We start from the raw sequence: 11685 nt of genomic DNA, 5'->3' as shown, positions 1-11685 counted from the left end.
ACAATCGAAGGTATGCCTTCCGCACTGCCCGATGGTGAGCCCATGCCCGAGGACGGGGCGCTGCCCGCGTCCGCCCTGGACGGCGCGGCCTCCCGCCCGCTCGGCTTCTACCTGCACGTCCCGTACTGCGCCACGCGCTGCGGCTACTGCGACTTCAACACGTACACCGCCACCGAGCTGCGCGGCTCCGGCGGCGTGCTCGCCTCCCGGGACAACTACGCGGACACCCTCGTCGACGAGGTGCGGCTCGCCCGGAAGGTCCTCGGGGACGACCCGCGGCCCGTGCGGACCGTGTTCGTCGGAGGCGGTACGCCGACGCTGCTCGCCGCCGGGGATCTCGTGCGGATGCTGGGCGCCGTGCGGGACGAGTTCGGGCTCGCGGACGATGCCGAGATCACGACCGAGGCCAACCCGGAGTCCGTCGACGCGGCGTATCTGAGCGAGCTGCGGGAGGGCGGGTTCAACCGGGTCTCCTTCGGCATGCAGAGCGCGAAGCAGCACGTCCTGAAGGTGCTCGACCGTACGCATACGCCCGGCCGGCCCGAGGCGTGCGTCGCCGAGGCGCGGGCGGCCGGGTTCGACCACGTGAACCTGGACCTCATCTACGGCACGCCGGGCGAGACGGACGACGACTGGCGGGCCTCCCTCGACGCGGCGATCGGGGCCGGTCCCGACCACGTGAGCGCCTACGCGCTGATCGTGGAGGAGGGGACGCAGCTGGCCCGGCGGATTCGGCGCGGGGAGGTGCCGATGACTGACGACGACGTCCACGCGGACCGGTACCTCATCGCCGACGAGGTGCTGGGCGGCGCGGGCTTCGACTGGTACGAGGTGTCCAACTGGGCGACGTCCGAGGCCGGGCGGTGCCTGCACAACGAGCTGTACTGGCGCGGGGCCGACTGGTGGGGCGCCGGGCCCGGCGCGCACAGTCACGTGGGGGGCGTGCGGTGGTGGAACGTCAAGCATCCCGGGGCGTATGCGGGGGCGCTGGCGGGTGGGGGGTCGCCCGGGGCCGGGCGGGAGGTGCTCTCCGCCGAGGACCGGCGGGTGGAGCGGATCCTGCTGGAGCTGCGGTTGCGGGAGGGGTGTCCGTTGTCGCTGCTGCGGGAGGCCGGGCTGGCCGCCTCGCGGCGGGCTCTGGCGGAGGGGCTGCTTGAGGCGCATCCCTACGGGGAGGGGCGGGCCGTGCTGACGCTTCGGGGGCGGTTGCTGGCCGATGCGGTGGTGCGGGACCTGGTCGACTAGGGGAGGGTGACGAAGTCGATGAGTTCTTCTACTCGGGCCAGGAGCGGGGGCTCCAGGTCCTTGTAGGAGTGGACCGAGTTCAGGATGCGCTGCCAGGCCGCGCCGGTGTTCTCCGGCCAGCCCAGGGACCTGCACACGCCCGTCTTCCAGTCCTGGCCGCGTGGCACGCGGGGCCAGGAGGGGATGCCTACGGAGGACGGCTTCACCGCCTCCCACACGTCGATGTAGGGGTGGCCGACCACCAGGGCGTGCGCGCTGGTGACCTCCGCCGCGATGCGGGACTCCTTGGAGCCGGGGACCAGGTGGTCGACGAGGATGCCGAGACGGGCGTCGGGGCCGGGGGCGAACTCGGCGACGATCGCGGGAAGGTCGTCGATGCCTTCCAGGTACTCGACCACGACGCCCTCGATGCGGAGGTCGTCGCCCCAGACGCGTTCGACGAGTTCGGCGTCGTGCCGGCCCTCCACGTAGATGCGTCCCGCGCGGGCGACCCTGGCCCGCGCCCCGGGGACGGCCACCGAACCGGAGGCGGTGCGGGAGGGACGTACAGGAGGAGCAGGCTGCGTGGGGCGGACCAAGGTGACCGGGCGGCCCTCCAGGAGGAAGCCGCCGGGGTCCATCGGGAACACGCGGTGCTTGCCGAAGCGGTCCTCCAGCGTCACCGTCGGGCCCTGCGCCGTCTTCTCGCAGCGGATCACCGCCCCGCAGAAACCGGTGCTGAGCTCCTCGACCACGAGGCCGGCGTCCGCCGCCACCTCCGGTAGGGGCTTCGGCTTCTTCCAAGGGGGCGTGAGGTCGGCGGAGTACTGGCGCATTCTGGTGACGATAGGAAGAGCGGGGGCGGGTTTGGTCACGACACGCCGAAACGGGCCGCCAGTGTGGCGCGTTGGGCTCGGACAAATGCCGCATTCACCGTCGCGCCGTGTCCGGGGACGTACAGCGCGTCCTCGCCGCCCAGATCCAGGAGGCGGTCCAGCGCCGCCGGCCACCGCTTCGGCACCGCGTCCGGGCCCGCCTGCGGTTCGCCCGACTCCTCGACGAGGTCGCCGCAGAAGACGATCTCCGGTCCGCCGTCGGTGCCGGGGACGAGGACCGCCAGGTCGTGGCCCGAGTGGCCGGGGCCGATGTTCGCGAGCAGCACCTGGACGCCGCCCAGGTCGAGCGTCCACTCCCCGCACACCAGGTGGTGCGGGTGGACCAGGAGGTCGGCCGCCTCCGCCGCCGCGTCCGGGTCCAGGCCGTGGCGTACCGCGTCCTCCCGCAGCTCTTCGCGGCCCTTGGTGAAGACCGCGTCGATGCCCGCCGCCCCGTACACCTCCACACCCGCGAAGGCGGCCCCGCCGAGGACGTGGTCGAAGTGCGGGTGGGTGAGCGCGAGGTGGGTGACTCTGCGGCCGCCGCCGAGGAGCTGCCGGGCCTGGGTGCGCAGGGCCGCACCCTCCGCGAGGCTCGCCCCGGCCTCGATCATGAGGGCCGCGTCGTCCCCGACGACCAGCCCCGCCGTGCAGTCCCAGACGGGCAGGCGGCGCCGCCCCACGCGCGGTGCGAGCCGCTCCCAGCCCGCCGCTTCCCATGCCGGCGTCACGTTCATACGGTGACGCTATCCGCACGCGCGGTGTTCGGCAGCCGCTGTCTTGCCGGGGCCGTACCCGACGGCCGTACACTGACCCTTTGAAAGGCTGGCACTCGCCCGCGGTGAGTGCCAGGCGGGGCTCACAAAGACAGCTGGAGGTGTGCGCGATGCTCAATGAACGCAGGCTCGAAGTGCTGCGCGCCATCGTCCACGACTATGTGGGGACGGAGGAGCCCGTCGGCTCGAAGGCGCTCACCGAGCGGCACCGTCTGGGAGTCTCCCCGGCCACCGTCCGCAACGACATGGCGGCGCTGGAGGAGGAAGGGTTCATCGCCCAGCCCCACACCAGCGCGGGGCGCATCCCGACCGACAAGGGCTACCGCCTCTTCGTCGACAAGCTCGCCGGCGTCAAGCCGATGACCGCGCCCGAGCGTCGCGCCATCCAGAATTTCCTCGACGGTGCCGTGGACCTCGACGACGTCGTGGGGCGTACGGTTCGGCTGCTCGCGCAGCTGACCCGGCAGGTCGCCGTCGTGCAGTACCCGTCGCTCACCAGGTCGACGGTGCGGCACGTGGAGCTTCTCTCGCTGGCTCCGGCCCGGCTCATGCTCGTACTGATCACGGACACGGGACGGGTCGAGCAGCGCATGATCGACTGCCCGGCGCCGTTCGGCGAGAGCGCGCTCGCGGATCTGCGGGCCCGGCTGAACAGCAGGGTCGCGGGGCGGCGGTTCGCGGATGTGCCACAGTTGGTGCAGGACCTGCCCGAGGCTTTCGAGACCGAGGACCGCGGCACGGTCGCGACGGTCCTCTCCACCCTCCTCGAAACGCTCGTGGAGGAGACCGAAGAACGGCTGATGATCGGCGGCACCGCCAATCTCACCCGCTTCGGACATGACTTTCCCCTCACCATCCGGCCCGTTCTCGAAGCCCTTGAGGAGCAGGTCGTGCTCCTCAAGTTGCTTGGTGAGGTGCAGGATTCGGGCATGGCCGTACGGATCGGTCACGAGAACGCCCATGAGGGGCTCAGCTCCACGTCCGTGGTCTCGGTCGGCTACGGTTCGGGAAGCGAGGCAGTCGCCAAACTCGGCGTGGTCGGACCGACCCGCATGGACTATCCGGGAACGATGGGAGCAGTACGCGCAGTGGCACGTTACGTCGGACAGATCCTGGCGGAGTCGTAAGTGGCCACGGACTACTACGCCGTACTCGGCGTGCGCCGCGACGCTTCCCAGGACGAGATCAAGAAGGCCTTCCGGAGGCTGGCGCGTGAGCTTCACCCGGATGTGAATCCGGATCCGAAGACTCAGGAGCGCTTCAAGGAGATCAACGCCGCGTACGAGGTGTTGTCGGACCCGCAGAAGAAGCAGGTCTACGACCTCGGCGGCGACCCCCTGTCCCAGGCGGGCGGCGGCGGAGGCGCGGGCGGTTTCGGCGCCGGTGGCTTCGGCAACTTCTCCGACATCATGGACGCGTTCTTCGGGACGGCGTCGCAGCGTGGCCCCCGGTCGCGCACGCGCCGCGGCCAGGACGCCATGATCCGTCTGGAGATCGACCTCGAAGAGGCCGCTTTCGGGACCACCAAGGACATTCAGGTCGACACGGCTGTGGTGTGTACGACCTGTAGCGGTGAGGGTGCCGCGCCCGGGACGTCCGCCCAGACCTGTGACATGTGTCGCGGTCGCGGTGAGGTGTCGCAGGTCACGCGGTCCTTCCTCGGACAGGTCATGACGTCGCGGCCCTGCCCGCAGTGCCAGGGCTTCGGCACCGTGGTGCCGACGCCGTGCCCGGAGTGCGCGGGCGACGGGCGGATCCGCTCGCGCCGGACGCTGACGGTCAAGATCCCGGCCGGCGTCGACAACGGCACGCGGATCCAGCTTGCCGGTGAGGGCGAGGTCGGGCCCGGTGGCGGCCCCGCCGGCGACCTCTACGTCGAGATCCACGAGCTGCCGCACGCCGTCTTCCAGCGGCGCGGCGACGACCTGCACTGCACGGTGACGATCCCGATGACCGCGGCGTCGCTCGGCACGAAGGTGCCGCTGGAGACGCTGGACGGCCTGGAGGAGATCGACATCCGGCCCGGCACGCAGTCGGGGCAGTCCGTCCCGCTGCACGGGCGCGGCATCACGCACCTGCGCGGTGGCGGCCGCGGTGACCTCATCGTGCACGTCGAGGTCCTCACGCCGACGAAGCTCGACCCCGAGCAGGAGCGGCTGCTGCGCGAGCTGGCGCAGCTGCGCGGTGAGGAGCGGCCCACGGGGCAGTTCCAGCCGGGGCAGCAGGGTCTGTTCTCCCGCCTCAAGGACGCGTTCAACGGGCGGTAGCGCCTTGAGCGGTGCGCGTTGTTCGTCGTCTGCGGGTCGTGGGGGCTGGTCGCGCAGTTCCCCGCGCCCCTGAAAAAAGCGCACCTCCCGTGCGCCTGAAGGGGCCCGGGACGGGCCTTTCAGGGGCGCGGGGAACTGCGCGAGCAACCCGGGACGGCCCGCAGACGCCGGCGGGCGGTCGCGGGCAGACGGGGCGCGTGCGCCGGGTGCCGGGTGCGATTCGGTGGCGGGCGGGGCGCGTGGCACGATGCGTGCATGTCCTCCGTACTGACCGATCTCTGCCGCCATCCGATCGTGCAGGCCCCCATGGCGGGCGGTGCCTCAGGCCCGCAGCTGGCCGCGGCCGTCGCCGAGGCCGGCGGGCTCGGGTTCCTCGCCGCCGGGTACAAGACGGCCGACGGGATGTACCAGGAGATCAAACAGGTGCGGGGGCTGACCTCGCGGCCCTTCGGCGTCAACCTCTTCATGCCACAGCCCGACACCGCGGACCCCGCGGCCGTCGAGGTCTACCGCAACCAGCTCGCCGGCGAGGCCACCTGGTACGAGACGGAGCTCGGCGACCCGGACAGCGGGCGTGACGACGGGTACGACGCCAAGCTCGCGATCCTCCTCGACGACCCGGTGCCGGTCGTCTCCTTCACCTTCGGCTGCCCCACCCGCGACGTCCTGGACGCCTTCGCGCGCGTCGGCACCCTGACCGTCGTCACCGTCACCACGGCGGAGGAGGCCCAGACCGCGCAGTGGGCCGGTGCCGACGCCGTGTGCGTGCAGGGCGTCGAGGCGGGCGGACACCAGGGCACGCACAAGGACAACCCCGAGACCGACGGCTGCGGGATCGGGCTGCTCTCCCTCATCACCCAGGTCCGCGAGACCGCGCAGATCCCGATCGTCGCGGCCGGCGGCCTGATGCGCGGCGCGCAGATCGCCGCCGTGCTCGCGGCGGGCGCGGACGCGGCGCAGCTCGGCACGGCGTTCCTCGTCACCCCCGAGTCGGGCGCCAACGCCCTGCACAAGCAGGCCATGACCAATCCGCTGTTCGTGCGGACCGAGCTGACCCGGGCGTTCTCCGGGCGTCCCGCGCGCGGCCTCGTCAACCGCTTCATGCGCGAGCACGGCCCGTACGCCCCCGCCGCCTACCCCCAGGTCCACCACCTCACCAGCGGTCTGCGCAAGGCCGCGGCGAAGGCCGGTGACGCGCAGGCCATGGCGCTCTGGGCCGGGCAGGGCCACCGGCTCGCCCGGGAGCTGCCCGCAGGGCAGCTCGTGGAGGTCCTCGCCGCCGAACTGGCCGAGGCCAAGGCCTCGTTGACGGCGGAGGGCGCCGCGTGACCGCCCCCGTCTTCGTCGTCGAGGACTTCACCGCGGGCACCGACGGACGGTACGTACTGGACGGGCCGGAAGGGCGGCACGCCGTCTCCGTGAAGCGGCTGCACGCCGGTGAGGACGTCGTCCTGACCGACGGCGCCGGACGGTGGGCCGAGTGCGTGGTCCTCGACACCGAGGGCAAGGACCGGCTCGTGGTGAGGATGGACTCCGTGGCCGAGGAGCCCGCGGAGTCGCCCCGCATCACCGTCGTGCAGGCGCTGCCCAAGGGCGACCGCGGCGAACTCGCCGTGGAGACCATGACGGAGACCGGCGTCGACGCCGTCGTGCCGTGGACCGCGTCCCGCTGCATCACCCAGTGGAAGGGCGACCGCGGTCTCAAGGCCCTCGCCAAGTGGCGGGCCACCGCGCGCGAGGCGGGCAAGCAGTCGCGCCGGGTCCGCTTCCCCGAGGTCGCCGACGCCGCGTCGACCAAGCAGGTCGCGGCGCTCCTCGCGGGCGCCGACCTCGCGGCCGTCCTGCACGAGGAGGGCAGCGAACCGCTGGCCACCGCGGGGCTCCCGACGACCGGGCACATCGTGCTGGTGGTCGGCCCCGAAGGGGGCGTGTCCCCGGACGAGCTGGCCGTGTTCGCCGAGGCGGGCGCGAAGCCGTACCGCCTCGGGCGCAGCGTGCTGCGCACCTCGACCGCCGGAACCGCGGCGACGGCGTTGCTGCTGGGGCGTACGGGACGCTGGTCCTGACCGCACCCCGCGGGGCGCCCCGGCGGTTGAGCCGTTTCCGGTCGGCGTGACTCCCGGCCGCGAGGGGACAGATGGCCGCAAGGGGCCTACCGCACCGGCGTGCGCGGTGGCACTCTGCCGCCCATGGGGGCATTGAGACGGTTACGCGGCCGGGTGACGGGCAAGCGGCGTCCGGCGATCCTGTACGCCGTCGGGCTGGCCGGCGCCGCAGCGATCGGCGTCACCGCGTGCGATCCCGTGGACGGCGGGATCAACACCTCCGCGGTCGCGCTCACCACCGACGAGGTGGGCACCAGGGAGCTGGAGCGGCAGAAGGCCGACGTGGCGTGGCTCAGCTGTACCGCCAGTTTCGACGACAAGGTCACCCCGCGCGGCAGGTCCGCGTCGGCGGACGCCGTGGTCGACGTGGACTGCCAGGGCGAGACCGACGACGGCAAGGACATCACCATCAAGGGCAAGGTGCACTCCGTCGTCGACGGCGGCTGCGTACGCGGCGACCTCACCGCCAAGGTCGACGGCAAGCAGTGGTTCCGCGTCGACGTGCTGGGCAACTGCGAGGCGGGCGACGGTGAGGGGGACGGAGGCGGGGGATCCTCGGAGCAGCCCTCCGATCCGCCCGGCTCCCACGAGCCGCCGCCCTCCCACGACCCGCCCGACCCCGCGCCCACCGCCACCGTCACCGTGACCGTCACCCCGGACCCGCCGCCCCACCCGACCTGCACCTGCCTCCCCGGCAAGTGATCCGCCCTCTGTCGACCCGCCGGGACCCTGCCTAGGCTGGTCGGCGTGACAGAGGCAGCGCACTCCGCGTATCTCCGGTTCCCGCACATCCACGGCGAGTTGATCGCCTTCACGGCCGAGGACGACGTCTGGGTCGCACCCCTCGACGGGGGGCGCGCCTGGCGGGTCAGCGCCGACAACGTACCCGTGAACCACCCCAGGATCTCCCCGGACGGCACGACCGTCGCCTGGACCTCCCGCCGCGACGGGGCCCCGGAGGTGCACATAGCGCCCCTCGACGGCGGGCCCGCCAAGCGGCTCACGTACTGGGGGAGTGGGAAGACCGCCGTGTGCGGCTGGACCCCCGACGGGCAGGTCCTCGCCGTCAGCGCGGCGGGGCAGGCCTCCCTGCGGCGCAGCTGGGCACGGGCCGTGCCGCTCGACGGCGGACCCGCGGCCACCCTGCCGTACGGCATCGTCGGCGACGTCGCGCACGGCCCCGACGGGCAGGTCCTGCTGCTCTCCGCCCCGATGGGCCGCGAGGCCGCCTGGTGGAAGCGGTACCGGGGCGGCACCGCGGGCAAGCTGTGGATACGGCCGCCCGCCGGGAGCGACGAGGACGCGCAACCGTTCGTACGCGTCCACGAAAACCTCGACGGGAACATCGAGTACCCGCTCTGGGTCGGCGACCGCATCGCCTTCCTCTCCGACCACGAAGGTGTCGGCGCCCTCTACTCCTCGCTGCCCGACGGCACCGACCTGCGGCGCCACACCCCGGTCGACGGCGGCTTCTACGCACGGCACGCCGCCACCGACGGCACCCGCGTCGTCTACATGTCCGCCGGTGAACTGTGGCTCCTCGACGACCTGGCGGACGCCGGGCCGCGCCGCGTCGCACTCCGCCTCGGCGGGCAGCGCACCGACCTGCAGCCGCACCCCGTGTCCGCCGCCCGCTGGTTCGGGGCCGCCGCGCCCGACCACACCGGGCGCGGCAGCGCCGTCTCCGTGCGCGGCTCCGTGCACTGGGTCACGCACCGCGAGGGCCCCGCCCGCGCGCTCGCCGCCGAGCCCGGGGTGCGCGCCCGGCTGCCCCGCACCTTCCGCGTCCAGGGCGAGGAGCACGTGGTGTGGGTGACCGACGCGGAGGGCGACGAGGCGCTCGAATTCGCGCCGGCCACCGGCCCCGCGCCCGGCACCACCCCGCGCAGGCTCGCCGCGGGGCAGCTCGGCCGGGTCCTCGGGCTCGCCGTGGCGCCGGACGGCTCCCGTGCCGCCGTCGCCTCGCACGACGGCCGGGTGCTGCTCGTCGAGCGGGACAGCGGCGAGGTCCGCGAGGTCGACCGGAGCGCCGACGGGGAGGTCACCGGGCTCGTCTTCTCACCGGACTCCGCCTGGCTCGCCTGGTCGCACCCCGGACCGAGCCCGCTGCGCCAGCTGAAGCTCGCCAACACCGCGGACCTGTCGGTCGCCGAGGCGACCCCGCTGCGCTTCCGCGACTACGCGCCCGCGTTCACCCTCGACGGCAAGCACCTCGCGTTCCTCTCCGCGCGCGCCTTCGACCCGGTCTACGACGAGCACGTCTTCGACCTCGCCTTCGTCGGCGGCTCCCGGCCGCACCTGCTCACCCTCGCCGCGACCACGCCGTCCCCCTTCGGACCGCAGCGGCACGGCAGGCCCTTCGAGGCGCACGACGGCACCGAGACACCCGACAGCGAGGGCGCGCCCGTCACCCGCATCGACTTCGACGGGCTCGCCGACCGCATCGTGCCGTTCCCCGTCGAGGCCGCCCGCTACACCACGCTGCGGGCCGCGAAGGACGGGCTGCTCTGGCTGCGCCACCCGGTGCGCGGCGTGCTCGGCGCCTCCCGCGCCACCCCGCACGACCCGGACCCCAAGACGGAGCTGGAGCGGTACGACCTCGCACAGCGCCGTGTGGAGGGCCTTGCTGCGGACGCCGACCACTTCGCGGTCACCGGCGACGGCAAGCGGATCCTGCTGTGGACCGACGGCAAGCTGAAGGTGGTGCCCAGCGACCGGCGCGCCTCCGGCGACGAGGACAGCGACTCGAACATCACCGTCGATCTCTCCCGGGTCCGGTTCACCGTCGACCCGGCCGCCGAGTGGCGTCAGATGTACGAGGAGGCGGGCCGCCTCATGCGGGACAACTTCTGGCGGCCCGACATGGGCGGCGTCGACTGGGACGCGGTCCTGGACCGCTACCGGCCGGTGCTCGCCCGCGTCGCCACCCACGACGACCTCGTCGACCTGCTGTGGGAGGTGCACGGCGAGCTCGGCACCTCGCACGCGTACGTGGTCTCCGGCGGCGGGGGCGGCGGGCCCCGGCAGGGTCTCCTCGGCGCGGACCTGTCGCGCGGCGAGGACGGCCTGTGGCGCATCGACGGGATCCTGCCCTCGGAGTCCTCCGACCCTGCCGCCCGGTCCCCGCTCGCCGCGCCCGGCGTCGCGGCCCGCCCCGGCGACGCGGTCATCGAGGTCAACGGCATGCCCGTCGACCCGGTCGCGGGCCCCGGGCCGCTGCTCGTGGGCACCGCGGGCAAGCCGGTCGAGCTGACCGTGTCGCCGTCCGGCGGCGGCGACCCGCGGTACGCCGTGGTGATCCCCGTCGACGACGAGGAGCCGCTGCGCTACCACGCCTGGGTCGCCGACCGGCGGGCGTACGTCCACGCACGTTCGGACGGCCGCCTCGGCTACCTCCACGTGCCCGACATGCAGGCGCCGGGATGGGCGCAGATCCACCGTGACCTGCGCGTCGAGGTCGCCCGCGAGGGCCTGGTCGTGGACGTGCGGGAGAACCGGGGCGGGCACACCTCGCAGCTCGTCGTGGAGAAACTGGCGCGCCGGGTCGTCGGCTGGGACCTGCCGCGCGGCTCGCGCCCGCTCAGCTACCCCATGGACGCGCCGCGCGGCCCCGTCGTCGCCGTCGCCAACGAGTTCTCCGGTTCCGACGGCGACATCGTCAACGCCGCGATCAGGGCGCTCGGCATCGGGCCCGTGGTGGGCACGCGCACGTGGGGCGGCGTCGTCGGCATCGACAGCCGGTACCACCTGGTCGACGGGACGCTGGTGACGCAGCCGAAGTACGCGTTCTGGCTGGAGGGCCACGAGTGGGGCGTCGAGAACCACGGGGTCGACCCGGACGTGGAGGTCGTCACCACCCCCGACGACCAGGTGGCGGGCCGCGACCCGCAGTTGGACGAGGCGGTCCGCATCGCGCTCGCCGCGCTGGAGGAGAACCCGGCGAAGACGCCGCCGCTCCTGCCCGGCGCGGAGTGATCCGGCGGGGGCCCCGGCCCCCGGCCCCTCGAAGCGGCGGCCGATAGCATGCCGAATGTACTGATCTTTCCTCGTGCCCATACTCAGCCAGGAGGCGGCCCATGGCGGGCGAAGCGCACAGTGACTGCTTGTTCTGCAAGATCGTCGCGAAGGAGGTGCCGGCGACGCTCGTCCGGGAGACCGAGACGACCGTGGCCTTCCGCGACATCAATCCGCAGGCGCCCACCCACGTCCTGGTGATCCCCAAGGCGCACTACCCGGACGCCGCCTCCCTCGCCGCCGCGGAGCCGCAGATCGCCGCGGACGTGCTGCGCGAGGCGGGCGAGGTCGCCGCGCAGGAGAAGGCGGAGAGCTACCGCATCGTCTTCAACACCGGGGCGGGCGCGGGCCAGACCGTGTTCCACACGCACGCGCACGTCCTGGGCGGCCGCGGCCTCCAGTGGCCTCCCGGATAGCGAGGACC

General features: G+C 73.2%; 10 protein-coding genes. 8 read left to right on the top strand and 2 right to left on the bottom strand.

Annotation, left to right across the window (positions count from 1 at the left end):
- The first annotated feature begins 12 nt into the window (after positions 1–12).
- On the top strand, positions 13–1245 hold the full coding sequence (gene hemW / locus AB0H82_RS23455) for a radical SAM family heme chaperone HemW (RefSeq protein WP_362995719.1): 1233 nt from the start codon (positions 13–15) through the stop codon (positions 1243–1245).
- Here the strand turns inward: hemW and AB0H82_RS23450 are convergent.
- Together AB0H82_RS23450 and AB0H82_RS23445 are read right to left on the bottom strand one after the other, a co-directional pair.
- Positions 1242–2060 (bottom strand): DUF3097 domain-containing protein, encoded by an 819-nt coding sequence (locus tag AB0H82_RS23450; protein WP_362995717.1) that lies wholly within the window; start codon positions 2058–2060, stop codon positions 1242–1244. The genes hemW and AB0H82_RS23450 overlap by 4 nt on opposite strands.
- Positions 2061–2095: 35 nt before the next feature.
- Entirely contained in the window at positions 2096–2830 is a 735-nt protein-coding gene (locus AB0H82_RS23445; RefSeq protein WP_362995811.1) for an MBL fold metallo-hydrolase, read from the bottom strand.
- 155 nt (positions 2831–2985) lie between these two features.
- On the opposite strand from AB0H82_RS23445, the gene hrcA reads away from it, so the two are divergent.
- The 7 genes from hrcA (at position 2986) to AB0H82_RS23410 (ending at position 11677) form a co-directional block, all read left to right on the top strand.
- Complete coding sequence (hrcA, locus tag AB0H82_RS23440; RefSeq protein ID WP_362995715.1) at positions 2986–4002, top strand: heat-inducible transcriptional repressor HrcA; 1017 nt, start codon at positions 2986–2988, stop codon at positions 4000–4002.
- Positions 4003–5142 carry a molecular chaperone DnaJ gene (gene dnaJ, locus AB0H82_RS23435; RefSeq protein WP_362995713.1) on the top strand — a complete coding sequence of 380 codons (1140 nt, stop codon included), beginning with the start codon at positions 4003–4005 and terminating at the stop codon, positions 5140–5142.
- Between the two features lie 255 nt (positions 5143–5397).
- Complete coding sequence (locus AB0H82_RS23430; protein WP_362995711.1) at positions 5398–6471, top strand: nitronate monooxygenase; 1074 nt, start codon at positions 5398–5400, stop codon at positions 6469–6471.
- The gene (locus AB0H82_RS23425; protein ID WP_362995709.1) at positions 6468–7208 is read left to right on the top strand and encodes a 16S rRNA (uracil(1498)-N(3))-methyltransferase; all 741 of its coding nucleotides are present in this window, start codon (positions 6468–6470) and stop codon (positions 7206–7208) included. Before AB0H82_RS23430 ends, AB0H82_RS23425 begins: the two co-directional genes overlap by 4 nt.
- A 123-nt stretch (positions 7209–7331) precedes the next feature.
- Complete coding sequence (locus AB0H82_RS23420; RefSeq protein ID WP_362995707.1) at positions 7332–7949, top strand: hypothetical protein; 618 nt, start codon at positions 7332–7334, stop codon at positions 7947–7949.
- A gap of 45 nt (positions 7950–7994) precedes the next feature.
- Positions 7995–11222 carry a S41 family peptidase gene (locus tag AB0H82_RS23415; RefSeq protein WP_362995705.1) on the top strand — a complete coding sequence of 1076 codons (3228 nt, stop codon included), beginning with the start codon at positions 7995–7997 and terminating at the stop codon, positions 11220–11222.
- A 101-nt stretch (positions 11223–11323) separates the two neighbouring features.
- Complete coding sequence (locus AB0H82_RS23410) at positions 11324–11677, top strand: histidine triad nucleotide-binding protein (protein ID WP_362995703.1); 354 nt, start codon at positions 11324–11326, stop codon at positions 11675–11677.
- Positions 11678–11685: the final 8 nt, after the last annotated feature.

The sequence above is a fragment of the Streptomyces sp. NPDC050732 genome (assembly GCF_040654255.1).
Classification (GTDB): domain Bacteria; phylum Actinomycetota; class Actinomycetes; order Streptomycetales; family Streptomycetaceae; genus Streptomyces.
This window is presented reverse-complemented; position numbering and strand designations above follow the sequence as displayed.